Origin of the sequence: Rhizobium sp. RU36D, from assembly GCF_900176345.1 — a bacterium.
Lineage (GTDB): Bacteria > Pseudomonadota > Alphaproteobacteria > Rhizobiales > Rhizobiaceae > Allorhizobium.
Genome location: NZ_FWXU01000003.1, coordinates 177,892 through 203,394 on the forward strand (window position 1 = coordinate 177,892; position 25,503 = coordinate 203,394).

At 62.4% G+C, this 25,503-nt stretch carries 22 protein-coding genes and 1 tRNA gene; 9 read left to right on the top strand and 14 right to left on the bottom strand.

Annotated elements, in window-relative coordinates; translation table 11 throughout:
• The first annotated feature begins 5 nt into the window (after positions 1 to 5).
• The 3 genes from B9A97_RS05415 to B9A97_RS05425 all read left to right on the top strand — a co-directional run bounded on the left by B9A97_RS05415 (position 6) and on the right by B9A97_RS05425 (position 2,829).
• Positions 6 to 1,064, top strand: coding sequence for an ABC transporter ATP-binding protein (locus B9A97_RS05415; RefSeq protein ID WP_084364001.1), 1,059 nt, complete (start codon positions 6 to 8; stop codon positions 1,062 to 1,064).
• A gap of 207 nt (positions 1,065 to 1,271) precedes the next feature.
• Positions 1,272 to 1,889: a DAK2 domain-containing protein gene (locus B9A97_RS05420; RefSeq protein ID WP_179145228.1), complete on the top strand. Its 618-nt coding sequence runs from the start codon at positions 1,272 to 1,274 to the stop codon at positions 1,887 to 1,889.
• A gap of 55 nt (positions 1,890 to 1,944) precedes the next feature.
• On the top strand, positions 1,945 to 2,829 hold the full coding sequence (locus tag B9A97_RS05425) for a PP2C family serine/threonine-protein phosphatase (protein ID WP_084364003.1): 885 nt from the start codon (positions 1,945 to 1,947) through the stop codon (positions 2,827 to 2,829).
• A gap of 169 nt (positions 2,830 to 2,998) precedes the next feature.
• On the opposite strand, the gene metH is transcribed toward B9A97_RS05425, so the two are convergent.
• Complete coding sequence (gene metH, locus B9A97_RS05430) at positions 2,999 to 6,778, bottom strand: methionine synthase (RefSeq protein ID WP_084364004.1); 3,780 nt, start codon at positions 6,776 to 6,778, stop codon at positions 2,999 to 3,001.
• A gap of 186 nt (positions 6,779 to 6,964) precedes the next feature.
• Here metH and B9A97_RS05435 point away from each other — a divergent pair, with 186 nt between their 5' ends.
• Positions 6,965 to 8,218, top strand: coding sequence for an AGE family epimerase/isomerase (locus B9A97_RS05435; RefSeq protein WP_084364005.1), 1,254 nt, complete (start codon positions 6,965 to 6,967; stop codon positions 8,216 to 8,218).
• 100 nt (positions 8,219 to 8,318) lie between these two features.
• On the opposite strand, the gene B9A97_RS05440 is transcribed toward B9A97_RS05435, so the two are convergent.
• The 7 genes from B9A97_RS05440 to B9A97_RS05470 form a co-directional block, all read right to left on the bottom strand.
• On the bottom strand, positions 8,319 to 8,771 hold the full coding sequence (locus B9A97_RS05440; RefSeq protein WP_143530334.1) for a hypothetical protein: 453 nt from the start codon (positions 8,769 to 8,771) through the stop codon (positions 8,319 to 8,321).
• Between the two features lie 20 nt (positions 8,772 to 8,791).
• Positions 8,792 to 9,406, bottom strand: coding sequence for a DUF2799 domain-containing protein (locus B9A97_RS05445; RefSeq protein ID WP_084364007.1), 615 nt, complete (start codon positions 9,404 to 9,406; stop codon positions 8,792 to 8,794).
• Between the two features lie 101 nt (positions 9,407 to 9,507).
• Entirely contained in the window at positions 9,508 to 10,698 is a 1,191-nt protein-coding gene (locus tag B9A97_RS05450) for an efflux RND transporter periplasmic adaptor subunit (protein WP_084364008.1), read from the bottom strand.
• Between the two features lie 2 nt (positions 10,699 to 10,700).
• Positions 10,701 to 13,064 carry an ABC transporter permease gene (locus B9A97_RS05455; protein WP_084364009.1) on the bottom strand — a complete coding sequence of 788 codons (2,364 nt, stop codon included), beginning with the start codon at positions 13,062 to 13,064 and terminating at the stop codon, positions 10,701 to 10,703.
• Positions 13,064 to 13,771: an ABC transporter ATP-binding protein gene (locus B9A97_RS05460; protein WP_084364010.1), complete on the bottom strand. Its 708-nt coding sequence runs from the start codon at positions 13,769 to 13,771 to the stop codon at positions 13,064 to 13,066. The genes B9A97_RS05455 and B9A97_RS05460 overlap by 1 nt, the downstream gene beginning before the upstream one ends.
• A gap of 249 nt (positions 13,772 to 14,020) precedes the next feature.
• Positions 14,021 to 14,527 carry a hypothetical protein gene (locus B9A97_RS05465; protein ID WP_143530335.1) on the bottom strand — a complete coding sequence of 169 codons (507 nt, stop codon included), beginning with the start codon at positions 14,525 to 14,527 and terminating at the stop codon, positions 14,021 to 14,023.
• 497 nt (positions 14,528 to 15,024) lie between these two features.
• Positions 15,025 to 15,100 (bottom strand) — tRNA-Ile (locus tag B9A97_RS05470).
• A 171-nt stretch (positions 15,101 to 15,271) separates the two neighbouring features.
• On the opposite strand from B9A97_RS05470, the gene B9A97_RS05475 reads away from it, so the two are divergent.
• Positions 15,272 to 16,000, top strand: a complete 729-nt coding sequence (locus B9A97_RS05475; RefSeq protein WP_084364012.1) for an SIMPL domain-containing protein — start codon at positions 15,272 to 15,274, stop codon at positions 15,998 to 16,000.
• A 386-nt stretch (positions 16,001 to 16,386) separates the two neighbouring features.
• Here B9A97_RS05475 and B9A97_RS05480 read toward each other — a convergent pair whose 3' ends face one another.
• Together B9A97_RS05480 and B9A97_RS05485 are read right to left on the bottom strand one after the other, a co-directional pair.
• Positions 16,387 to 16,767 (bottom strand): hypothetical protein, encoded by a 381-nt coding sequence (locus B9A97_RS05480; RefSeq protein ID WP_084364013.1) that lies wholly within the window; start codon positions 16,765 to 16,767, stop codon positions 16,387 to 16,389.
• A gap of 165 nt (positions 16,768 to 16,932) precedes the next feature.
• Positions 16,933 to 17,355, bottom strand: a complete 423-nt coding sequence (locus B9A97_RS05485) for a secondary thiamine-phosphate synthase enzyme YjbQ (protein ID WP_084364014.1) — start codon at positions 17,353 to 17,355, stop codon at positions 16,933 to 16,935.
• A 135-nt stretch (positions 17,356 to 17,490) separates the two neighbouring features.
• Between B9A97_RS05485 and B9A97_RS05490 the strand changes: the two genes are divergently transcribed.
• Positions 17,491 to 17,964 carry a heme-degrading domain-containing protein gene (locus B9A97_RS05490; protein WP_084364015.1) on the top strand — a complete coding sequence of 158 codons (474 nt, stop codon included), beginning with the start codon at positions 17,491 to 17,493 and terminating at the stop codon, positions 17,962 to 17,964.
• On the opposite strand, the gene B9A97_RS05495 is transcribed toward B9A97_RS05490, so the two are convergent.
• From B9A97_RS05495 to B9A97_RS05505, 3 genes are all read right to left on the bottom strand, one after another.
• Positions 17,946 to 19,496 carry a putative bifunctional diguanylate cyclase/phosphodiesterase gene (locus B9A97_RS05495; RefSeq protein WP_084364016.1) on the bottom strand — a complete coding sequence of 517 codons (1,551 nt, stop codon included), beginning with the start codon at positions 19,494 to 19,496 and terminating at the stop codon, positions 17,946 to 17,948. The genes B9A97_RS05490 and B9A97_RS05495 overlap by 19 nt on opposite strands.
• 260 nt (positions 19,497 to 19,756) lie before the next feature.
• Positions 19,757 to 20,101 (bottom strand): hypothetical protein, encoded by a 345-nt coding sequence (locus B9A97_RS05500; RefSeq protein WP_084364017.1) that lies wholly within the window; start codon positions 20,099 to 20,101, stop codon positions 19,757 to 19,759.
• 31 nt (positions 20,102 to 20,132) lie between these two features.
• Entirely contained in the window at positions 20,133 to 21,047 is a 915-nt protein-coding gene (locus B9A97_RS05505; protein WP_084364018.1) for a LysR family transcriptional regulator ArgP, read from the bottom strand.
• Between the two features lie 93 nt (positions 21,048 to 21,140).
• Here B9A97_RS05505 and B9A97_RS05510 point away from each other — a divergent pair, with 93 nt between their 5' ends.
• Together B9A97_RS05510 and B9A97_RS05515 are read left to right on the top strand one after the other, a co-directional pair.
• Entirely contained in the window at positions 21,141 to 21,746 is a 606-nt protein-coding gene (locus tag B9A97_RS05510; protein WP_084364019.1) for a LysE/ArgO family amino acid transporter, read from the top strand.
• Positions 21,747 to 21,787: 41 nt separating this feature from the next.
• Positions 21,788 to 22,936, top strand: coding sequence for an amidohydrolase (locus B9A97_RS05515; RefSeq protein WP_084364020.1), 1,149 nt, complete (start codon positions 21,788 to 21,790; stop codon positions 22,934 to 22,936).
• On the opposite strand, the gene B9A97_RS05520 is transcribed toward B9A97_RS05515, so the two are convergent.
• A complete protein-coding gene (locus B9A97_RS05520; protein WP_143530336.1) occupies positions 22,933 to 24,081 on the bottom strand; it encodes a DUF930 domain-containing protein in 1,149 nt (382 codons plus the stop codon). The two genes, B9A97_RS05515 and B9A97_RS05520, sit on opposite strands and share 4 nt — an antisense overlap.
• Positions 24,082 to 24,476: 395 nt before the next feature.
• On the opposite strand from B9A97_RS05520, the gene B9A97_RS05525 reads away from it, so the two are divergent.
• A complete protein-coding gene (locus B9A97_RS05525; protein WP_084364022.1) occupies positions 24,477 to 25,484 on the top strand; it encodes a PAS domain-containing protein in 1,008 nt (335 codons plus the stop codon).
• Positions 25,485 to 25,503 lie beyond the last annotated feature (19 nt).

The following is a 25,503-nucleotide window of genomic DNA, read 5'->3' on the forward strand; positions in this document are numbered from 1 at the left end:
CAAGCATGTCGTTTCTCACCCTCAGCAATCTCCAGAAATCCTTCGGTCCGGTGACTGTCGTCCACGGCTTCAACATGGCTATCCACAAGGGCGAGTTCATCTCGTTTCTCGGGCCATCCGGTTGCGGCAAGACGACGGTCCTGCGCATGATCGCCGGCTTCGAGACGCCAACAGGCGGTACCATCTCCATCGACGGCAAGGACCAGACATCCCTGAAGCCGAACCAGCGCAACATCGGCATGGTGTTCCAGGCCTACGCGCTGTTTCCCAACATGGACGTCTTCGGCAATGTCGCCTTCGGCCTCAAGGTGGCCGGCATGCCCAAGGCCGATATCGAGCAGCGCGTCATGGAAATGCTGCGGCTGATCAAGCTCGACCATCTGAAGGACCGCTACCCCTACCAGATGTCCGGCGGCCAGCAGCAACGCGTGGCACTGGCCCGCGCCCTGGCGCCGAAGCCACAGGTGCTGCTGCTCGACGAGCCGCTCTCGGCGCTCGATGCCAAGATCCGCGTGTCGCTGCGCGAGGAAATCCGCCAGATCCAGCAGCAGCTCGGCATCACCACCGTCTTCGTCACCCATGACCAGGAAGAGGCGCTGTCGATCTCCGATCGCGTCGTGGTTATGAATGCCGGCCGCGCCGACCAGATCGGCAATCCCTTCGAGATCTACAACAAGCCTGCCACGCGCTTCGTCGCGTCCTTCGTCGGCACGCTGAATGTCATCGAGAGCACGGTGATCGATCCGACCACCGGCACCATCAAGGTCGGAGACGATACCGTCACCCTGAAAAAGCCCCTGCAGCAGCCGGCGGGAAGCCCGGTTCAGCTCGCGATGCGGCCGGAAGCGGGCTCGCTCAGCGGCCGCACCAATGGCGACACGACCTTGCACGGCACGGTGATCTCCAGCCACTTCCTGGGCTCGGTCATCCGCACCCGGGTCAATGTCGCCGGCAATCCGCTGTCCTTCGACATGTTCAACGATCCCGGCACCAAGCCGCCGGCCGTTGGCGAGGCGGTCGCTGTCAAGATAAACGCCGACGACCTGCTCGTCCTTCAGGACTGAAACCCACTATCCTTTGCAACGTCGCAGGGGTTGCTGACGTCACAGCTTGGCGGCACCTCACGAGACAGGGCTTGAACCGGAGCGCCGGTTGCTTCTACTGTGTCCCTGCGGGCCTTCACGGTCCCCTGGTCGGAGGGTTGGCATGGGCATGAGAAGGTCTAGGCACGGCATGGTCACACCCCGCAACAACGCATGGACGAGCCTGACATGACGGTGGGTATGCGCACCATCGATCTCGTGGAGATGTTCTCCGAAGTCGCGGCCGCCATGCAGGAAAACGGCGAAATCCTGTCCCGTCTCGACACCATCGACGGCGACCATGGCAAGACCATGGTTCAGGCCTTTGCCCTGATCGAAACGAAACTGGCGGCGCTGGAGCCGGACAGCATCTCGCCATCCGACGTCTTCGATATGGCCGCGGAAATCCTTCTTTCGATGAACGCCGCCTCGGCAAGGCTTTATGCCGCCGCCTTTCGCCGCGCCGGAACCTCCATCATGCGCCGCCGTGTGCTGAAACCGGAGGACTTCGCCACAGCCTTCGGTCAGATGGCGGCGGGCATCGCTGCCCATGGCGAACCAGGAGCCGAGGCGCGCAACATTGCCGATGTCTGGGACACCGCCGCCCGCGCCTATATGGCAGCGGCCCATGCCGGCCACGCGCCGGTGGAGTGCCTGACATCAGCTCTCTCGGCTGCCGAAGGCGATACGGAAACCAGCTCGCTGCTGGCCGGCACGGAAGCCTTCATGACGGGACGGCGCTTCATGGATGCCGGCGCAATCTCGGCGCTCGTGATGATCCGCGCCATGCGCGACGCCCTCCGCTGACCCACGCCATCAATCCATCTCTGATCATCTCACTCCAACCCTGGAGCCCATAACCTTGACCTCTGCCTTCAGCCTCGTCGTTCTCGACAGCATCACCGATCCCGGCAAACCGGACCGGCCGAACGAGGATCGCTTCGGCTACAATGACGTCGCGGCTTTCGTGCTGGATGGTGCGACAGGGCTCGGCGATCGGCAGTTCATGGACGGCCATGGCTCCGACGCGGCCTGGATCGCGGAGTTCGGTGCGGACCGCCTGGCCGCAAGACTGGATGTCGAGGCCGATCCCAAAGCCGTGCTCGCCACCATATCGGCAGAGGCACGGCAGCACTTCGAGGCTGTGGCCGGCAATCAGCCGCGTTATGCCTGGCCGCTCTGCAGCCTCACGGCCCTGCGCGCGACGCCCAATGGTTTCCAGTATTTCGGCCTGGGCGATAGCTGCCTCTACCTGCTGCATGACAACGGCCAAAGCGACTTCGTCATCCCGATCCCCGGCGCCTATGAATGGGAACAGCATGCCGCCGCCAAGCACATCGCCCGCCTCGGCGGCATCGGCGCATCCGGCAGCGCCAACACCGACCCAACCACGCTGGAAGATCTGCGCCGCGGCCGCGCGCGGCAGAACACGCCCGACGGCATCACCTGGACCTTCGGCATCGTGCCGGAAGCGGCTGAGCATCTCTTTATGTGCGACGTGCCCGTCCACGGCGGCGGCGCATATGCCCTGCTCTGCTCCGATGGCCTCGCGGACCTGGTCGCCCTCTACAAGGCCTATGATGCCGGCTCGCTGGTGCAGGCGGCCAGGAGCAAGGGGCTGGCCGCGTTGGTGGAGGAACTCAGGCGGTTCGAGCGGGAAATCGATCCGGATGGGCTGAAATACCCAAGGTTCAAGCAGAGCGATGACACGACGGCGGTGCTCTTGCGGCTGACATCAGCAGCCTGACCTCACGCCCCCATCCGCAGAAACAAAAACGCCTCCCACGGGGTAGATGGGAGGCGTCTGCTTTGGCAAGCCGGGCGAAAAATGGCCCGACCACAACCGTCACTCAGCCGCATCGATTCCTCATCCCCCAAATGGGGGAGAGGCGAATTTTTCTAGCGACTGGCAGTCGTCAAGCCGCCTCGTCCACAGCGCCCGCTGCCTTGCCCGGCACGTAGTTTAGAACCGGCCCGAGCCAGCGCTCGATCTCCTCGACCGCCATGCGCTTGCGGGCCGCATAGTCTTCCACCTGGTCGCGCTCGACCTTGGCGACGCCAAAATAATAGCTGTCGGGATGGCCGATATAGATGCCCGACACCGAGGAGCCCGGCCACATCGCCATGCTTTCCGTGAGCTTCACGCCGGTCGCGGCTTCCGCGTCGAGCAGCGAGAATAGCGTGACCTTCTCCGTATGATCAGGCTGGGCGGGATAGCCCGGTGCCGGGCGGATGCCGGCATAGCTCTCGCCGATCAGTTCTTCCGGTGCCAGCGTCTCGTCGCTGGCATAGCCCCAGAATTCGCGGCGCACACGCTCGTGCATATGCTCGGCAAAGGCTTCGGCGAAGCGGTCCGCCAGCGCCTTGACCAGGATCGACGAGTAGTCGTCATTGGCCCGCTCGAAGCGCTCGGCAATGGCGATCTCCTCGAAGCCGGCGGTGACGACAAAGCCGCCGACATAATCCTCGACGCCGCTATCGACAGGCGCGACGAAGTCCGACAGCGCCACATTCGGCCGGCCATCGCGCTTCGATAGCTGCTGGCGCAACGTGAAGAAGGTCGCGAGAGCTTCGCCACGATCTTCGCCGGTGAACAGCCTGATATCGTCGCCGATGCTGTTGGCCGGCCAGAAGCCGATCACGGCCCGCGGGCGGAACCACTTCTCATCGATGATCTTGGCCAGCATGGTCTGCGCATCGGCAAACAGCGCCCGCGCCGCCGCCCCCTGCGTCTCGTCTTCCAGGATCGCCGAATAGCGGCCCTTCAACTCCCATGTCTGGAAGAACGGCGTCCAGTCGATATACTTCGCCAGTTCCGCCAAGTCGTAATCCTCGAACACCTTGGTGCCGGTGAAGCTCGGCTTCTTCGGCTTGTAGCTCGACCAGTCCACCTTTTCCGCATTCTCCCGCGCGCGCGCGAGCGGCAGGCGCTGCTTTTCCCGTTCGGCGCGGGCATGGGCCTCCGCCACCTTGGCATATTCCGCGCGGATGCCGGCCGCATAGCTTTCGCGGGTATCCGGCGACAGAAGCGCGGAGACCACGCCGACGGCGCGGCTGGCATCGGTCACGTAGACAGCCTGGCCCTTCTCGTAGCGCGGGCTGATCTTGACGGCGGTATGCACGCGGCTCGTCGTCGCGCCGCCGATGAGCAGCGGAACCTCAAAACCCTGGCGCTCCATTTCGGAGGCCACATGCACCATCTCGTCTAGCGAGGGGGTGATAAGTCCGGACAGGCCGATGATATCGACCTTCTCCTTGATCGCCGTCTCGAAGATCTTGGTGGCCGGCACCATGACGCCGAGATCGATGATTTCGTAGTTGTTGCAGGCCAGCACAACACCGACGATGTTCTTGCCGATATCGTGCACGTCGCCCTTGACGGTGGCGAGCAACACCTTGCCTGCCGTCTGGCGTTCGCCCTCGACACCGCCATTGGCGAGCTTCTCGGCTTCCATATGCGGCAGCAGCACAGCGACGGCCTGCTTCATCACGCGCGCGGATTTCACCACCTGCGGCAGGAACATCTTGCCCGACCCGAAGAGATCGCCGACCACGTTCATGCCCGCCATCAGCGGCCCTTCGATCACATGCAGCGGGCGTTCGACATTGAGCCGCGCCTCATCGGTATCGGCATCAATGTACTCGGTAATACCGTTGACCAGCGCGTGCTCCAGCCGCTTTTCAACAGGCCATTCGCGCCAGCTGAGATCCTGCGCCTTGGCCTCCTTGCCGGGACCGCCGCGGAAGCGCTCGGCAATTTCGAGCAGCCGTTCGGTCGCATCGGCGCGGCGGTTCAGCACCACGTCTTCGCAGGCCTCGCGAAGCTCCGGGTCGATGCTTTCATAAACCGCCAACTGGCCGGCATTGACGATGCCCATGTCCATGCCCGCCTGGATGGCGTGATACAGGAACACGGCATGCATGGCCTCGCGCACCGGTTCATTGCCACGGAACGAGAAGGACAGGTTCGACACACCGCCGGAGATATGCACCAGCGGCATTTCCTGGCGGATCGTGCGGGTCGCCTCAATGAAGTCGACACCGTAATTGTTGTGCTCCTCGATGCCAGTGGCGACGGCGAAGATATTGGGGTCGAATATGATATCCTCGGGCGCAAAGCCCGCGTCTTCTGTCAGCAGCTTGTAGGCGCGACGGCAGATCTCGATCTTGCGCTCATAGGTATCGGCCTGGCCCTTCTCGTCGAAGGCCATGACCACGACGGCCGCACCGTAATTGCGCACCAGCTTGGCCTGGGTGATGAAGGCTTCCTCGCCTTCCTTCATCGAGATGGAATTGACCACCGCCTTGCCCTGTACGCATTTCAGGCCGGCCTCGATGATCGGGAACTTCGAGCTATCGATCATGACGGGAACGCGAGCGATATCGGGTTCGGCCGCGATCAGGTTGAGGAACTCGACCATGGCCTTCTCGGAGTCGATCAGGCCTTCGTCCATGTTGATGTCGATGATCTGCGCGCCGTTCTCCACCTGGTCGCGAGCGACCGCGAGGGCGGCGGTGTAGTCGCCCGCCGTGATGAGCTTGCGGAACTTGGCCGAGCCGGTGACATTCGTCCGCTCGCCGACATTGACGAAGGGAATGTCCTTGGTCAGCACGAAGGGCTCAAGGCCCGAGAGCGACATGAAGGGTACATGGTCGGGCACCTGCCGCGGCTTGTGACCGGCAACCGCCTGGGCGATCGCCCTGATATGCTCCGGCGTCGAGCCGCAGCAACCGCCGACGATGTTGACGAGACCGTCGCGGGCAAAGCCCTCGACCTGCGCTGCCATCATCTCGGGCGTTTCGTCATACTGGCCGAATTCGTTTGGCAGGCCGGCATTGGGATAGGCGCAGATGAAGGTATCGGCGACGCCGGACAATTCCTGAAGATGCGGGCGCATGGCATCGGCACCGAGCGCGCAGTTCAGCCCGATGGTGAAGGGCTTGGCATGGCGCACAGAGTTCCAGAAGGCCGACGGCGTCTGGCCGGACAGCGTGCGGCCCGAGAGGTCGGTAATCGTGCCGGAGATCATCACCGGCAGGTGGATGCCCTTGGCCTCAAACCGCTCTTCGCAGGCGAAGATTGCGGCCTTGGCGTTCAGCGTATCAAAGATCGTCTCGATCAGGATGAGATCGGCGCCACCATCGATCAGCCCGTCAATCTGCTCGCCATAGGCGATGCGCAGATCATCGAACGAGACGGCGCGATAGCCGGGATTGTTGACATCAGGCGAAATCGACGCGGTACGGTTCGTTGGCCCGATGGCGCCGGCGATGAAGCGGCGCTTGCCGTCCTCGCGCTCGGCGCGGATGGCGGCACGACGGGCCACGATGGCACCCTGCTTGTTGAGGTCATAGACCGCCTCCTCCATCTCGTAGTCCGCCTGGGCAATGCGGGTGGACGAGAAGGTGTTGGTCTCGATGATATCGGCACCGGCCATCGCATAGCGATAGTGGATCTCCTCGATCGCATCGGGCTGGCTGAGGATCAACAGGTCGTTGTTGCCTTGCTGATGGCAGGCGCAGCCGATGAAGCGGTCGCCGCGAAAGGCGGTCTCGTCGAAGCCCAGCCCCTGGATCTGGGTGCCCATGGCACCGTCGAGAATGAGAATGCGCTCCCGCGCGGCCTTGGCCAGGGCTTCAGCAATCTCCTTGCCATCGCGCTTGGCGCCTTCGGCACCGAACAGACCGTCGAGCATGAGCGAACTCCCTTGTTCTCATTGCGACACACTATCGAAATCACATAAAGATATGCTTATGTCAACATGCGAATGCTCATGTGTACATTTCCCTTGGAAATGGTCCCCTTAAGCGCGGTGACAAGCCGCCCCTCACCCGCTATAGAAATTCAACCGATTGAATGCGATGCGACTGAGGAGGACAGCATGACCGAGGCAACTGAAGGCGTGGCGACGACCGCATGGAGCGAGCGCAGCTATCACCGCCATTGGCTGCTGGCCCAGGCCGACAGCCTGTTCGATGTCTTCCAGTTTAACTCTATCAATCCCAAGGGCGGCTTCTACGATCTCGATCCGACCGGGCGCCCCTTCCCTGGCGACAACCAGATCCGCGGCATTCATTCGAGCGCCCGCATGGTGCATTGCTTTGCCATCGGCGAACTCTTGGGCCGGCCGGGCTCGGGCGACATGGTCGACCACGGCATGGACGTGCTGTGGAACCGCCACCGCGATCAGGCGAATGGCGGCTATTTCTGGCAGGTCGATGATACCGGCGCCGCCGATGGCTCCAAGCAGGGCTATGGCCACGCCTTTGTGCTGCTCGCCGCCTCCTCCGCAAAAGTGGTGGGCCATCCCCTCGCCGATGCCATGCTGGCGGATATCACCGAGGTTCTGGAAAAGCGTTTCTGGGAACCGGCGCACGGCGCCATCGCGGAAGAGTTTTCTGAGGATTGGCAGCCCGTGCCCGGCTATCGCGGCCAGAACTCCAACATGCACCTCACCGAAGCGCTGATGGCGGCCTATGAGGCAACCGGCGAAACCCACTATCTCGACAAGGCCGCCAGCATCGCCGACCTGATCATCCGTCGCCGCGCGGCCGAATGCGGTTACCGGGTTGCCGAGCATTTCGACGAAGGCTGGACCATCGACGAAAACTACTATCACCCGAACGAGATGTTCCGCCCGGCCGGCACGACACCGGGCCACTGGCTCGAATGGGCCCGCCTCGTGCTGCAGCTCTGGGTCCTGCGCGGCAAGACCGACGACTGGATGCCGGTCGCCGCGCGCGGCCTGTTCTTCCAGTCCATGTCGCTTGGCTGGGACAAGGACCAGGGCGGCTTTTTCTATACGCTCGATTGGGAAAACGTGCCGGCCAAGCGCGCCAAGCTGTGGTGGCCGCTCTGCGAAGGGGCGGCGGCAGCGCACTTCCTCAACCAGCACCAGGAAAGCGATTTCCACGAGCAGAGCTACCGCAAGATCTGGAGCTTCATCGCCCGCTACAGCCTCGATCGCCAGCATGGCGGCTGGCATGAGGAACTGACCGAAGATCTCCAGCCGTCGCACGAGCTGTTCAAGGGCAAGGGCGATATCTATCACGCCCTGCAGGCTTGCCTGATCCCGCTCTTTTCGGCGACCGGCAGCCTGACAAAGGTCATCCCCGAGTCCGGCAGCCGCTTCTGAACGATTGGATAAGCATGTCTCCCAAAAGTGGACGCCGCTTTTGGGACAAAGACATGCGAAAACAAAAGTCTACAGCAGGGCGACCTGCTGTAGCCGCCGATCACTCGGTCGGCGGCGTGCCATCCGTCTCAAACGACGCCACGAAATCCTGCAAGCGTCCGAGCTTGCCGGCGCAGCGAACCGTCATGCGCCCGCGATAGGGATCGCCATAGGTGCAACTGCCTTCGGCAGCAATGACTTCGGGCTTGTTGGTTTCCAGGCCGTCGTTCAAGACGATGCGGTCCACCTGCACGGCATTCGATTGCTGTTTCGAATGAATCCCCGACACCGTGAAGATATGGCGGCTGCGCATCATGAAGTGGAAACCGGTGCGCCCATCGGCATAGACGGCCATGCCGAGCTCGCCGGTGCAACGCCCGGTCAGATCGTCGCGCGCAATCGACACCTTGAGGCATTGCCCCCTGACGGTGAGCAGGCCCACGAGATTTGGCGGCGTCTCCTCGGCCCTGATAACCCAGGCCGAACAGCCCACCGCCAGCATCGTGGCTAGCAACAAGGATCCGCGCCGGCGCATCAATAGCCCGGCATCGGCGCCTGCGGGTTCTGGCGGAACCAGTCGATATCGCGCTGCGCCACCCCAAGCTGGAAATTGACGTCATCAATGTCACGACGCATCCGGCGGATTTCCCGATCCAGCTGGTCGATCTCGTCGCGCAGCAAGCGACGGCGGTTCTCGTCCTGCGAGCCCTTCATCTCGTTATATTTCCGGTCGATCTCGGATTCCTTGAACGACATGCTGGAGCGGATCGAATCGGCTTGCGAGCGCAGTTCGTAGCCACGGCGTCCGAGGCCATAGCCCTTCAGGAAGCCGGCCGATGTCTCCGGCGGGCAGACATTGTGATAGCTGTCGCCGGCCTCGCCATGGGTCAGACCGCTGAGCGGCGTGCAATAGCGCTTGAGGCCGGCCTGGTAGCCCTCATACCACTTGGTCTGGTCCGGCACGACCTTGATCCGGGCGCAGGATTTGACGTGGGAGGCAAAACGATCCTGCGGATTGTAGCCCGCGGCACCGTCGGTATCCCCGATCACAAGCCAATCCGCCGCGGCGCATTCTTCCTTAGACAAGGAGTTGCACGATGCCAGCGACAACAAAACGACCATCATGGTCAAAAGCGGAACGAAACGCATGAAATCCCCCAAAGATTTGCCAGTTCCTTATAGGCGCTTTTTTCGCCACAAGCCTAGGCGTCATCGCCCAATTCTGGAGGTTCCCCAGCTCAAATGAGCCATTATCGCGCCTCCACCAGATTGCCATCCGCCAGGGTGTCGCGCGGATGCAGGATCACAACATCGCCCTGCGACAGACCCGACAGCACTTCGGCCGTTTCGTCGTTCATATGGCCAATCTCCAGGGGAACCTGTCGCGCCCGGCCGTCCCTGAGCGTGAACAGGTTCCATTCCCGGCCATTGCGGAACAGCGCGGAGATCGGCACCTGCAAGGCGTTCTCGCTCTGCCACAGGGTCATCCGGGCATAGACTCTGAAGCCATGGCCGAGACGTGGATCGCCCTCATCGAGATCCAGCACCAGATTGACCCGCTGCTCCTCGATCCCAAGTGCCGAAACCTTGGTAAAGCCGGCCGGCTCGACCCGTCTCACCGTTGCCGGCAAGGCACGGTCGCCGCCCCAGTCGATAATCTCCGCCTTGGCGCCGGGCGCCAGTCTCACCGCGTCGGATGACAGGAGGTCGACCTGGACTTCCAGATCCCGGGGATCGCCGATCTCGGCAATCTTCGCTCCCACGGCGATCGGCTGCTCGCTCTTGGCGAAGACACTGAGAACGACGCCATCCACCGGCGCCGTCAGGTTGACGCAGCAGGTCCGGCGCATGTCTGCGGTTTCCGTCGGCTGGCTGAGTTTTGCCTCGATGCTGGAAAGCTCCGCCTTGCGCAATTCGATTGCAGCGCGCATCTGGTCGGCCTGGGCCTCCAGCACCTCCACATCAGTGCCCGCCTTCTGCAGGGCACTTTCGGCCATGACGCCCGTTTTGGCCAGTTGCACGGCGCGGTCCAGATTCTTGCGCGCCAGATCCAGATCGAACTGCACGCGCCGAGACTCGATCTCGGCCATTCTCACGGAGGCCCGTGCACCATCGCGTGCCGCCGTCAGTTCCGCCAGGCTGCGGCGATCGATGAGCGGCGGATCGAGCGGATGGATCGCCGCGACAACGGTGATATCGGCGCGAACCCTGTCGCCTTCAACCAGCAGCGTGCGGGCCAGATGCCCGGCAATCGGTGCTGAGACGGTGTAGACATCCCGCACCCGCGTGCTGCCCTCCTGGGATATCGTCACCCTCATCGGCCCGCTCACCACAGTCGCAGTATCGACCGGTTGCGGCTGTTCGCGCATCGCATAGGCCAGGCCACCGGCCAGCGCGGCCAGCAACAGGAACAAGGCCAGACGTTTTGCCCATATCATCATGGTCACTCCCGTGTTTTCAGCACTGCGATCAGGTCGAGATTGTCGATCCGCCGGCGCACGATCAGCGCCGCCGCAAGCGAGGCGGCCAGCACGACCAGGCTCGCCATCGCGAAGGTGGCGCTCTCGACGACGAAGGGGATGCGGAACAGATCGCTTGCCACGCCATCAATGACCATCTTCGAAAATCCGTAGCCAAGCCCCCAGCCCACCGGCTGCGCCGCAAGCACGATGATGGCAAGCTCGGTCAGAAGCACGCTCGACACCTCGCCGCGGGTGAAGCCCAGCACCCGGAGGCTCGCCAGTTCGCGCGCCCGCTCCGAAAGCTGGATGCGGGCGGAATTGTAGATGAGGCCGACGGCGACGATGATCGCCAGCGTGGTATAAACCACGTTCATCATGGTGATATTCTGTTCGATGGTGGCGCGGAACTGGTCACGCGACAGGCCGATCACCATGATATAGGCGATGGCCGGCGTCGCCTTGACCGCGTCGAACAAGGCGACACGCTCCAGCGGATCGATGGCAACCCGCACGCCGGTAAGGCGCCGCCCGTCGCCAACCAACCGGTCCAGCGCCTCCTTGCGCATATAGGCATCGATTCCGACAAGGCTCTGGGAAATGCCGGCGACCACCACCGATACCCGCCGATGATCCTTCTCGGTCAGCTCCATCTCGAGCGTATCGCCGACGCGGAGATTGAGCTGTTCCGCCACCCGGCCCACCACCAGCAATCCGTTCTGTGGTGTGGGAATCGGCCGCATGTCCCGATCCATGATCTGCAGCAGGTCGCTGTCTTCCTCCACGCCAAACACGGTCAGTTCCTTGTCGCGGTGGCCGTGATGCAGCTTGACCGGCACCGAACGGAATGCCTCCGCGCGCAATACGCCCGGCAGCCGCGCGACTTCGTCAAGCGCCGCCTGCGGTCGTTCCCGGTCGAACCTCAGCAAGGCATCGGACCGCTCCATGCGGAAGAACACCTGCTCGATCATGTATTCGACGGAGTCTGAGGTGAACATCGCGACCACCAGCAGCGCGACCGAAAAGGCGGCGCCAAGCGAAGTGAGCGCCGCCCGCACCGGCCTGCGGATCATCTGGCGCAACGCCATGATCGTCAGTTGCGAGAAGATCTTCGAGGCGCCGCCGCCGGCCGCAAACATCTGGCGGAACCGCTCCGGTGCTGGCGGTTTCATGGCAATCGCGGCCGGCAGCGCGATCACGGTCCAGATCGCCCTGCCCGCTCCAGCAAGCGCCGAGGCGATGCTGACGCCGGCGGCAATGCCATAGAGGTCGAAGCTCTGGCGGAAGATCAGGAACGGAAAGGAAAAGAATTCCGCATAAAGCCGTGTCAGCCCGCGCCCTGTCCAGTTGCCGACGATGCAGCCGATCGTAACGCCGATCATCGCCACCACGATGGTCAGCTTGGCATAGTGCCAGGCCACCGCCCATTCGCTATAGCCGAGTGCCTTCAAGAGCCCGATCTGTTCACGCTCCAGCGCGATTAACCGCGTCAGGATCATGTTCACCAGGAAGGCCGCGACAAACAGGAAGATCGGCGGGATCACCGCTGCCATGGCCCGCAACTGGGTCAGCTCGTTATCGAGGAACGTGTGGGAGATCTGGTCCTTGCGCAGATAGGCGCCCCGCCCGCCATAGCGCTCCAAGACCTCATCCACCGCGCTGAGCAGCGGCGCGGTCTGCACGCCGCGCAGGGTCGACAGCGCTAGGCTGTTGAAGGCCCCGCCCATGTCGAAAATACCCTCCAGCGTCGAGCGCGACATGTAGAAAACGCCAAAGCGGCTGGGATCCGGCATCATGTCGCCGGGCCCGATGGCATAGATATATTCCGGAGACAGCACGATGCCGGTGACCACAAGCTGCTGCCGGCGGCCGTTCATGATCGCGGTAAAGGTGCTGCCCTCGCGCAGCCGATGGGCGGTGGCGAAGCTCTCGATGACGGCTGCCTCCTGCGGCCGCCCCGGATCCGGCAGTCGCCCGGAGCGCATGTAGAGCCTGTTGACCGAGGGCTGGCCGTCGTCTGGCAGCGAAACGGCCACCCCGGTGGCGGGCGCTTCCATGCCGGGCATGTCGAGCAGCACGTATTTGACGATCCTGAGGTCGATGCCCGCAACGCCCTCGATACCGGCGATCCTCTCGCGCAGGGAAAGCGGCGCCCGATTGGCCGTGGCGAAGACATTGGCAAAGCGATAGCGGTCGTAGAAGGCGGAACGGGTCTCCTCCAGCGATCGATAGGCGCCGATTGCGATGATGATCGTCATGACACCGCAGGCCATGACCAGCGCAATCGCCAGCACCTGGGCCCAAAGCCGCGCGAGATCGCGCAGCAATTTGCGATCGAGCATCGACATCACCAAGTCACCTCTTCCGGCTTCAGCCTGATGGCGTTTTCCACCGCTTCTTCGATGCGCCCGTCCCGGAAGGAAAACACCCGGTGGGCGATCTGCCGGATCCCGGCATTGTGGGTGATGATCGCAGTTGTGGTGCCGAACTCCTCGTTGACACGCCGCAACACCTCAAGCACCAGCACGCCGGTCTTGGAATCGAGCGCGCCGGTCGGCTCGTCGCAGAGTAGCACGCCGGGACGCTTGGCAATCGCGCGCGCGATCGCCACCCTCTGCTGCTCGCCACCGGACAGCTGCGCCGGGAAATGCGTCATTCGATCCTTGAGCCCGACCATGTCGAGCGCTTCGGCCGGATCAAGCGGGTTCACGGCAATCTCGGCAACCAGCGCCACATTTTCCCAGGCGGTCAGGCTCGGGATGAGATTGTAGAACTGGAAGACGAAGCCGACATGCTCGCGGCGAAAACGCGTCAACTGCCGCTCGGAACAGGCCGTGAGATCCTGCCCATCGAACCGCACCACCCCGCCCGACGCCCGGTCGAGCCCACCCATGATGTTGAGAAGCGTCGACTTGCCGCTTCCCGACGGCCCCAACAGCACCGCCATCTCGCCACGATGAAGCGCCAGATCAACACCCCGCAGCGCCCAGACCTCCACATCGCCGGTGCGATAGGACTTCGTGACATTCTCAACCTGAAACAGCGGCTCCGCCATGCCCAACGCCTCATTGACGGCTGGGACTATACCCGATGAGGGAGCGTCGGTCTTGAGGTGGATCAAAGGAGGTGGCGGGGGGTGCCAAGGATGAATTGCATGCGTATCAGCACGCATACCAGCTTGCGCCAGCGCATAAAAAGCGAAGCCTGCGCAACAAAAAACAGAATTGGTACATCAAGAGAAGCACCTCGAACCCTGGCATCAAGATGGCGGGGTCTTCTCAGCCTGCCACCTTGACCTCAGTGATCATCCAAGGCTGCTCAGCGACCTCGATAAAAACTCCATGGCATAGTTGGCCACGTCCTTTGGCGGCAGCGTAGGCGCGGTTAGGGTGACTTTCCTTTTGGCTCTCACAACCTGTAAATCTCGAAATTCAAGTACCGTTTCATTCATGCCGATTAACAGGTGCCTCCCGTTAACAAGCAAATCATGGCCGTTAACGTGCAATGCTCCTTGGACGCGTCGAAGTGCAGGGGCGCTCGTACCGTCAGCAGTGTGCTCCTCAGTATTTCTAGCTTCCCAAACATAGTCAAGGAGAGGGTCGAAAATGCGCTCATGATGCATTTCGTCCGCAAGCTTATCCATTGAATTATTTCGATAATGTGCTGAAACTTGGTTCAAGCTTCTGCGCCACGCAGAGAGAAAAACCTCCCAGGCTCTTTGTTGTTCAACAATATCTGTTGACAGAGATAAGCGTGCCAGTGCCTCTCGCGCCTCGGTCGCACTCCTTCGTATACGTGCTTCTTGCGTCATGATGCACTCTCCGATGTCTGAGCACGGGAGTGAACAAAGGGTCGTTCGATGAGTCAACGAGAACAGAAGGGGCACGCTAGGTTGATTGAGGCGCAACGCTTGGCTTTAATCTGGGAGTAAGGCGCCACGACGGCGGGCCGTTCTTTGACATCTTGACGCGTCAAAGCCCGTTGAAGACGTGGGTTTTGGATCGGTCTGCAACAATCCCGCCGGCATTCGCGCGAGCCTAGATATACATCCCCCGGAAAACCGGCGTGCTCTCCTAACCTCAGATATTCATGGCGTCGATAATGCTCCCCATGTCCATCGTCATATTGGCGAAGGGACGTATGGCGCATGTGTGCGGCGGCTTGTTCGGGATGGCGGCACGCTCGCACACTGCCGTTTGACAATGCTTCTGGAATTTTCATCATTCGATTTTGGGTGACAATGCTCCCGCTTTTAAGATGAACCATAGCTAAGTTGTTGATTTTATTGAATTTTTCTGAAAAAATGATTGGTGGGCCCGGAGGGACTCGAACCCCCAACCAAGCGGTTATGAGCCGCCGGCTCTAACCATTGAGCTACAGGCCCGCCGTGCCGGGGCATGGCCGGTTGGGTCATGCGGGGGCGGGTCGCGGGCAATGGTTCCCGCGACGGAAACCCGCTCTAAACCAAATAATCGAAAGCTACAAGTCGTTGCCGCAATGGCTTCACAATCAATCGTCATGAGGGCATTGATCATGCCAAACTAGGGAAACCATCATGCAGATCCAGAAGAATGTCCTCCTCGCCGCCGTCGCCGTGTCTTCATTGCTTGCCGCGCCGGCGGTGGCCGAGGAGCGCCCGCGCGAGGCCACGATCATCGTGTCCGGTGAGGGCGAAGCGAGCCTTGCGCCCGATATGGCGATCATGACCATGGCTGTCGTGAAGCAGGCGGAAACGGCTGAGCAGGCCCTTGCCGACAACAATGGTGCCATGGCATCCGTGCTTGCCGATCTCAAGGCGACTGGCATCGAGGATCGCGATCTGCAGACCACCGGCTTTTCCATCTCGCCGCAATATCGCCAGGAGCCGGATGGCAATGGCGGCTACAAGCCCCCGGTGATCATCGGCTACCAGGTGAGCAACTCGCTGACCCTGCGCATTCGCGATCTCGCCAAGCTCGGCGAAGTCATCGATCGCTCGGTGAAGCTCGGCATCAACCAGGGCGGTGAGATCAACTTCACCAACAACGATCCCGAAGCCGCCGTGACGGAAGCGCGCAAGGCTGCGATGCAGGAAGCCATGGCCAAGGCCAAGACGCTCACCGAAGCCGCTGGCGTATCGCTTGGCCGCGTCATCGAAATCAGCGAGAATTTCGCCCGTCCCATGCCCCAGCCGATGTTCCGCGCCGCCGCGGCCAAGGAAGTGTCGGATGCCGTTCCCATGGCCTCGGGGGAGAACACCTACACCGTCACCGTTAACGTGACATTTGGCATCGATCCGGAGTGAGCCGAACCCGGCCGTGCCAGTCGTGGCACGGCCACATCGCCGGGCTTGCATGACCGGTCGCCGCTTCGGGCGGATATCGCGAGGGAGCCATGGTGAGGTATTCCCGACTATGCCCAGAGATGGCAGGGCGTCGCATCGGGATGTGGCGCCGGTGAACGTCATCGCGTCGATAGCAATCGCCGCGGGTGGAATGATGCCCTGCATGCCGGCCGGGGCACGACCGATGGTCTCGGGCACTCGCATCTTATGACCACCCAAAACGACACCGTCCCCGCCGAGCCGAGATCGACGGGGACGGTGCTCGGCAGTCCGCTCCCGGGCAAGGAGACATGACGGACGGCCGGTTGACGCGGGGCCGCGGGCGAGGCCCCGATGACGGAGAAGGATTAGCCGCGCAGCAGCGGGCAGCCGCGCACATTGGCGAACACCATCCGGTCCGGATAGCCATGGCGCAGGCCGCCGATCACCACCCGACGCGGGGAGATATCGCGCACATGGGCGCGGCGCAGACCGTTCCAGCGGGCTTTCTCAACAGCATGGCCCGGTGCGCAGGCGCCATGCCGAGGGCCATCCCAGCCCGGTCCACGGCCACGATCGTCCCAGCCGCGGCGCGGTCCGTCCCAACCGGGGCCACGGCGATCCCAGCCGGGGCCGTCGACATAGATGCCAAAGCCAATGCCATCGGCGGCGGCGGTCGAAACACTGCCGAAAACCGCGGTGAGCGCCATGGCAGCGGCAATGCCCAGTTTTGCGAAATGATTGGTCATGGTCCTGTCTCCTTGGTGCGATGGGCCTGTCCGCCCAATCGGTTCCCGCTCTCATCAGCGATTGGTGAGACACTAGTCGACCGCACCTGAACGCTCTCAGAACCACGCGTTCAGCTTTCGTTCATCGCAAGGAAAGACGAACAGGACCCTGTTTTCACTGCGTTATTAGGGAGAGAGATGCAGCACGATCTCTCGCCGGTGCGCCTCGTCGCGGTGTTCGAAGAGATAGAGCCCCTGCCATGTGCCGAGCAAAGGCGCGCCATCCGCGACCGGAATGGATAGCGACACTGCAGTCAGCGCCGCCTTGATATGGGCTGGCATGTCGTCGGGCCCCTCGAGGCGATGCGTCGCCCAGTTCATGGATGGATCGGTAGCGGCCGGCACCAGTCGCCTGAAGAACTGATCCAGATCGCGACGCACATCGGGATCTGCATTTTCCTGGATGAGCAGCGAGCAGGAGGTATGCCGCACGAACACCGTCAACAGCCCCTCCCCGGCACCTTGTTCGCGCACGAAGGCGTGCGCCCTGTCGGTAAACTCGTAAAATCCCTGTCCGCGCGTTGCGATCGTCAGTCTGGTTTGCGGCATGCCGGTCTTCTCCTCTGCACATGTGTAAACGCGCCAGCCTGCCCTGCGCTGCCAAGATAAGACAAGACAGAATCATTTTGCTTCCCGCCAAGATGCAGTAGGGTCGCCGCGCCATTCAGACCGAGGAGGAATACCGTGTCGAGCGACAGCAATCTTATCGAAATCCTTGCCGAGCAGGAAAGCCGCCTGGTTTTTCCAGCCTTCGACGAGACGGTCGCCCTGGCCGTCGGGCTGAAGCTCGTGGATATTGCGCGTCGTGACAACGCCCCCGTGATCATCAATATCAGGACGCCGGACCGGGTCTTGTTTCATGCCGCGATGCCAGGCTCCTCGCCGGACAATGACCATTGGGCGCGGCGCAAGAGCAATGTGACGCTGCGCTTTCACAAGGCATCCATGCGCATCGGCGAGGCGCTGCGGCTGAAGGGCCGGGAACCATCGCCCGATATCGGTCTCGACCCCCTAGATTATGCCAGCCATGGCGGCAGCTTTCCCGCACGCGTTGCCGGCACCGGCGTGGTGGCCGCCATCACCGTCTCGGGTCTCGCCTCGCGGGAAGACCACGACATGATCGTCGCAGCCATCGAGGATTATCTGGCCGCGCTCTGATCGGCCCGCTCGACCAAGTCCCGCTGCGAAAACAGCGGCATCAGCAGCTCGAAAGGCTGTGGCTTGCTGTAGTAATAGCCCTGTTGCCGGCAGCAGCCGGTAGCGGTCAGCCAGTCTGCCTGCGCCTTGACTTCGATGCCCTCGGCAATCACCTCGACGCCTAGTCCTTTTGCCATCTGTAGAACCGCCCGCACGATCGCCTGGTCCACCGGCTGCCGCTCCACATGGGTCAGCAAGCTGCGGTCGAGCTTCAGCCAGTCGATCGGTAGCTTGCGCAGCGAGGCAATGTTGGAATATCCGGTTCCAAAATCATCCAGCGCCAGCCGAACCCCGCGTTTTGCCAGTTGCGACAGTTCGCGGAAGGCGGTGCGCAGGTTGCTCATGACAAGTTCCTCGGTGATCTCGATCACCAGGGCGCTTGCGGGAAATCCGGTTTCCGCCAGCACCGCCTGCACCGTCGCAGCCAGCCCAGATGTGCGAAACTGGCTGGGCGAAGCATTGAGCGAGACGTAGGAGATCTTGCCGGATAGGACCAGCGGTGCGGCCAGTTGGCAGGAGCGCTTCAGCATGGCGCGGAACAGCGGCTCCATCAGGTTCTTTTCTTCCGCCAGTGGGATGAACAGCGAGGGCGGAAGCATGCCGCGCAGCGGGTGCCGCCACCGCGCCAGCGCCTCCAGTCCCACCACCTTGCCGGAGATGGTATCCACGATCGGCTGGAACCAGGGCAGAATATCCCCGCAGGTCAGGGCCTGCGGCAGTTCGGAGGCAAGGCCGCGTCGCTCTTCGACCTCGGTGCGCAGCTTGTCGTTGAAGGCCTGCATCTGCGAGCGGCCGTGTCCCTTGGCATGATCGAGAGCCATGCCGGCAAATCGCTGCAGGTTCTCAGGCGTGGACGCGTGATCCGGCAACAGCGCGTAGCCGATGCTGGCGGTGACATCCAGCATGCGGTCGTCCACCGCAATCGGCGGCCGCAAGGTATCGAGCAGCGCCAAGGCGAGCGCGTCGGCCGCCATGTCCTCGTCTATATCGCCTGCAACAAGCGCAAATTCGTCGCCGCCCAGGCGGGCGGCATGATCGATGCTGGGACAAGCCGCAAGCCGGCTGGCTACCGCGCACAGAACCGCGTCGCCGACGGCATGTCCCATCGTGTCGTTGATGCTCTTGAAGTTGTCGATGTTCAGCAGAAACACAGACAGCCTCTTGCCAGTGGCCAAGGCCTGGGCGATCGCCTCTTCGAGATAGGTGGCATGGTATCGTCTGTTGGCAATGCCCGTCAGCAGGTCCTCGCGCGCCAGGGAAACGGCGCGTTCCCGCTCCCGCGTCAACTCGGCCGTCCGCTGATGGATCCGCTCTTCCAGTGCGCCGGCAAAGGCTGCGAGTTCGCGGTTCGCGACAGACAGCGCCTGGGATTTTTCCTCCAGAAGAGCCTCGGCCTTGATGCGCGCTGCCTCTTCCCGCTCAAGACGTCGTTCCAGCCGCGCGATCTTCTGCTGGTCGGTTTCCACTAGGCTCGCCGCCGCGGACTTGCTCATGCTGCCAATCCGATCGACAAACGATTGATAGCCCCGCCCGCTTCCGAGGTGTTATCCCGACACCCTTTGAACCCGATACCGGTCATTTCGAACATATGCCCCCCTCGTCCTCCCAGCAGTTGGCGGATGCTCTTTAGAAAACAGACCTGTATCGGAAAAAGCTTAGCAAAGCATTTGCAAGGCAATTTTGTTTCGATGTGACACAGAAAATCACCGCATCACATAATGTATACAATGAGGAGCGACGGATTTCGCCTGCCTCAAGAGCCGTAAAGGCTGATGCGGACGATCAGGTCATTGTCCCGTTCGACAACAAGCACGGCCGATGTGCTGAGGCCATTGTTCTTCAGGGTCACTTCTGCCGCACCCCGCTGCTGCGTGGCATCACTCATGAATACGCTGTCGGCAAACTGCACATCGCCCTGCAGCAGATAGGCGGCGAGCGAATTTCGCAGACTCTCCCGGCCGATGATGCGGCTGCCGCCCGGCAGATCCAGCACGCAATCGTCATCCACCATCATCTCAACGCCGGCAAACTCCCGGCGGTTGATGAGGTCGATCAGTTTGGACATCGCGGTTTCAAGGCCAGGTCTCATCGTCGTCATCCCCTATGTTTCCCCGTTGAGGGTGCGGAGCTTAACGCATCTCGGTCAGGCTGGTTCCAGACCCATACCCTGGCGGCAGCAGCGCGCCACGGGCCGCCTGCTGCACGGATTGTGTGACCGGCATCATCGCCTTTCCCACCGACCGGCTCCAGTGCCAGAAAAGTGGCACGTCGAGAAAGGCATTGTCGACCAGCGGCACCAGCCTGCCCGTCGCAATCAGATCCGAGACCAGGTTCAACGGGTTCATTCCCCATCCAAGTCCAGCCAGGCATCCATCCACGAAAGCCTGCGACGACGGCAGCCAATGGGTCGGCGGGTCGATCCGCTGACCGGTCGTCGCTTCGATCCACCGCGTCTGCAGGGCGTCCTTGGCATTGAAGGTGATGCAGGGTGCCTGTGCCAGCGCTTGGCGCCCGACACCCTCAGCAAACCAACGGCTGACAAAGGCCGGGCTTGCCGTCGCGATATAGCGCAGGGCGCCGAGCGGCTTGACGTCGCAACCCTGCACGGCGCCGGAAAAGGCGCTGACCGCGGCCCGCACCTCGCCGCGCCTAAGCCAGTCCGCACTGTGATCCTGGTCGTCGAGCACGAGATCGAACAGGCATTCCCCGGCGCCTGCCATGGCCTCAATGAACCAGGTGGCCAGGCTGTCGGCATTGACGGCAATGCGCAGCATCGGCATTGGACCTTCGCCAAGGCCCAATTCGCGGCTGAGCCCGCGCTCCATCAACGCCACCTCCTCGGCATGGCGGAAAAGGCGTTCGCCTGCTGGCGTTGCCACGCATGGCTGCCCCCGGACGATGAGGATGATCCCAAGCTGCTCCTCGAGCTGCCGCACGCGCTGCGACACCGCAGACGGCGTGATGGCGAGATGCCGTGCGGCCTTCTCAAAACTGCCGGTGCGGATCACCGCCTCCACCGCCGCCACCTGCGCGTAGTCGAACATCGGATTAAAATTCCTAATGCCAGGACAATTTATTTAATTTTCCTAATGGTCGGACATGATCTAGTCAACGCCGTGCATAACGGGGAAAACACAATGCTAGCAGCCACCGTCTCGGGTTTCTTCCTGGGTTTGAGCCTTATCGTTGCCATTGGCGCGCAAAACGCCTTCGTCCTGCGTCAGGGGTTGTTGAAAAGCCATGTCTTTGCGATCTGCCTGACCTGCGCCCTGTCGGATGCCCTTTTGATTGCCGCCGGCGTGAGCGGCTTTGCCGGTGCTGCCGATGCGCTGCCCTATCTCGTTCCCTTGCTGCGCTATGGCGGAGCAGCCTTCCTGTTGATCTACGGGCTGCGGAGCTTCCGCTCGGCCTTCGGGCAGGCCCAGACGCTGGCGCCGGCTGATGCCACCTCGACCGGCCTTTCAAAGGCGCTGGCCACCTGCCTGGCGCTGACCTGGCTCAATCCGCATGTCTATCTGGATACGGTCGTGCTGCTCGGATCAATCTCCACCCGCTTTGCAGGACACGAACTCTATTTCGGCCTGGGCGCCACGACAGCCTCCTTCGTGTTTTTCTTCTCGCTCGGCTATGGCGCCCGGCTGCTGCGGCCAGTCTTTGCCCGTCCCCTGGCCTGGCGGATCTTGGATGGGGCTATCGCGCTGATCATGTGGTCGATCGCGGCACGGCTGGTGCTGATGGAGTGACTGCGATAAGACCGAAACAATGATTTCGAGGGAGGTGCGCCATGTTTTTGACCGAGAGGGATATCGTCGAACTCACCGCCCTGCGGCATGACCTGCACCGCTTCCCGGAAATCTCTGGGGAGGAGCGCGAAACCGCAGCGCGCGTGCGCGACTTCGTCAAGGGTTTCGGGCCCGACGCGATCATCGAACATCTCGGCGGTCATGGCCTGGCGGTGGTGTATGACAGTGGCAAACCCGGCCCGACCTTGCTCTTCCGCTCCGAACTCGACGCCCTTCCGATCGAGGAGTTGTCCGAGATCCCGCACCGCTCGATCATCAAGGGCAAGGGCCATCTCTGCGGTCATGACGGCCATTCGACCATTCTCGCGGCCATGGCAGTGGCGCTATCGCGGCAGCGCCCCGGCAAGGGCCGGGTGGTGCTGCTCTATCAGCCGGCGGAGGAAAACGGCGCCGGCGCGGCTGCCGTCATCGCAGATCCGCGCTTTTCGGAAATTGCGCCCGATTTCGCCTTTTCGTTGCACAACCTCCCGGGCATGCCGCTCGGCCATGTCGCGCTGAAAGCCGGCCCGGTCAACTGCGCATCTCGCGGCATGCTGATCCGCCTGACCGGCAAGACCGCCCACGCTTCGCAGCCGGAAGCCGGCACCTCTCCCATGCGGGCCATGTCTGGCCTGCTGCCGCTGCTGACGGATCTGGCCCATTCCATGCCGCCGGACCCGGCATTCCGCATGGCGACCGTCACCCACGCACGCCTTGGAGAGGCCGCCTTCGGCATAGCCCCGGGTGAAGCCGAAATCTGGGTGACGCTGCGTACCCTCACCGACGACCGCATGGCCGAACTGGTGGCAATGGCAGAAAAAGCCGCACACGATGCCGCTGCTGCGCATGGCCTGCAGTTGCAGATCGGCTATCACGACATATTCCATCACTGCGAAAACGCGCCCGAGGCCGTCGGCCATCTGCTGCGCGCGGTTGAGGCGGAGAGGCTGACCCACGACGAGCGCGGCCTGCCGATCCGCGCCTCGGAGGATTTCGGCCGCTTCCGCGACAAGGCGCCATCGGCCATGTTCTTCCTAGGAGCCGGCGAAGCATCCCCCGCCCTGCACAACCCGGATTACGACTTTCCCGACGCGTTGATCGCGACCGGCGCCCGCGTCTTCATGCGGGTCGTGCGGGATATCCTGGGTTAATTTTCCACCGCCCGGATCATTTCGGGCGTCCACTCGCTGCGCGGTATCACGTCACCAACGCTGAAAGAAAATGACGTGACCTTTGTGACCTTGGCATCCACTTCACAGCGAAAATAGACCTTGTGAAACTTGCCCTTTGCATAAAAGTTGCTTTCAGCCATCTGTACGCCTGATGCTGGCATGCTGTATCGTCGCACCAACTCGACAGCGTAACGCGGCTTCATGTTCCATAACTGCAATTGCAGTTCGGACGAACACAAGACACCGCCCCTAATATCAGGAGGCGTTTGGCCAATCGCGGTCATCGCCAAGAGCGCATCGGTATCGCTCTGGGAGTAGAGTTTCTTCGCCTTGGTCAGCTTGACCTTGCCTGTTGTCAGCGCATCTGTCGGAAGGGACGAGGCAGGCTTGGCCGCGGGTGCCGCCAGCACACCAGCCTTCCCGTCGTCAGCCTCTCCACCCGCACCCGCACGGCTGGGGGAACTCGGACCGAAATCAACGCTGGGCGCCTGGATGTTGTCGGGTATCAAGCTGCCGGCCAAAGTCTGGTTGCCCTGCTCCGGCCCTTCCGATGGTGCGTCCTGGCCAGCCATGGCAACCTGTTCGTCCGGGCTCGTGGCATCGGTGACGTCGGCCGCGTCCTGCTCGGAGGCTGCCGCTTCGGATGCATCTTCTGCTGTCGACGCCCCATCGGTTGCGCCTGGACCTTCAGAGCTTACGCGCGGCCCGCTATTTTCCTCGCCATATCTGCGCACAACCTGCATGAGCGGCACCGGCGATCCGGCACCTTGCTCTCCCTGCGGCTCTGCGGGCTCCGGTTCCTCTGGCATTGCCTCAGCCTTCTCTTCCGGCGGCTTTTCCTGCGGAGCCGGTGGCGGTGGTGGCGGTGGAGGTGGCGGCGGTGGCGGTGCAGCCTGCTCCTCAGCCTGCTTTTCCTCTGGCGGCGGCTCCTCTGGCTTCGGCGCTTCTTCCGGCTTTTCTTCCGGCGGCGGAGGGGGCTCGGCCTTGGCCTCTTCCGGCTTCGGCTCCTCCTTTGGCGGTTCCTCGGCCTGCTCCGGCTCCTCCTCGGGCGGCGGGATGAGATCGACGCTGACGCTTTCCTCCGGCTCCGGCACGGGCGGCTCAGCCGGCAGGTCGATAAGCAACGCGGTTCCGACCGATAGATGCAGGGCCACGGAGGCAATTACGCCTAATCCGACTCGGTCCCGCCAGTTTGCAAATTCCTTAAGCATCGATCGTTCACTACATTGGCCAGCGCCGGCTGCAAAATCAAATCGCCGTAGCTCTCGCTATAGATAGGTGCAGGGCACCGCGCCTGCGATATCGCCGCCCTCGCCTAGACCATTCCCAAGGGCAAAATTTGGCAAAGGGTTCATCATATGCGAGTTTTTTCATGTGCTGATGAGCGAATAATTTACTGCGATGCCTTCAGGATGGGCTATTGCTCAGCCAGGACGACAAAGACTGGTCGGGACCGGACGCCGTCATATCGACGCTCTGATCGGCACAAGGCCGGGCACATCGAATGGAGTGAGGAAACATGTACGCGGTTGCGGTTCTTGATCGTGAGGCTCTGGAAGTCTTTCGGCGGGAATATCCCTGGCTCGAACTTACACCTGACGTGATTGAGGTCAGCCTCTACATGGACGAAAACGGCGCTCCGGTGCGCGTGACCGCCGCAAGCCTTGGCGCCTCAGGGGAGATGCAAGCCTACGACGTCAATGCCTTCGGCGCCGAAACCCTTCTGGCGCTCATCCGCCACGCCCCCCGCGGCAAGACCGCAATGGAGGACTGTCCCGAGGAGATCGAAGTCCGAACCCTCCTGGAAACCCTGCCGATCGCGGATGGCATCCGCAGTGTCGACGAGGTCGAGGCCCAACGAAAGCAGCAGTTGGAGCGCGCCTATGAAAGCCTGCGCACCATCGCCGCCAACAAATTTGAGCAGGCACTGGGCCAGGCCGCCAATGCCACCGAGCGCGACCGCATCGCCAGGAACCTGGCGGCCATCCCGGCAACGCTTCCCGAGATCGACGAGGCCAGCAAGAGCATCTTCCTGGAAGTAGACCTCTGGCGTCTTGTGGCCATCGTCCGCGACGAATATGTCCTGCCGGCCGATTACGACCTGTCGCTGCGCAAGCCCACGGAAAAATCCGTGACCGGCGCCTTTGCCGCAATCGAGGCCGACGCGCTCGCCTATCCCCTCATACAGGCCCTTTTCGACCTCTCGCCGACGGCCTTCTCCATCTCGACGACCGGCCAGGACAGCTCGCGCTTCGTGCGGGTAAACCAGGCCTATCTCGACCTTGTGGGCAAGGCCTGGGACGAGATTGCCGGCTCGGAAATGGTCTCCTCCGGCCTCCTGACCGACGACGCCGGCGCCCGCGCGCGCCGCTTAAGCCTCCTCGACAGCGACGGCGGCTATGTCGGCGAAATCGCCCTTATCCGCAACGGCAAGGGCGAAACCGTCACCGTCTCCATCTCCGCCCGCCGCCTGTTCCTGTCCGGCCAGTTCTACGATTTCGAAGTCCTGACCCCGATTGCGGGGTGAGGCGGGGCGGGAAAGTGTT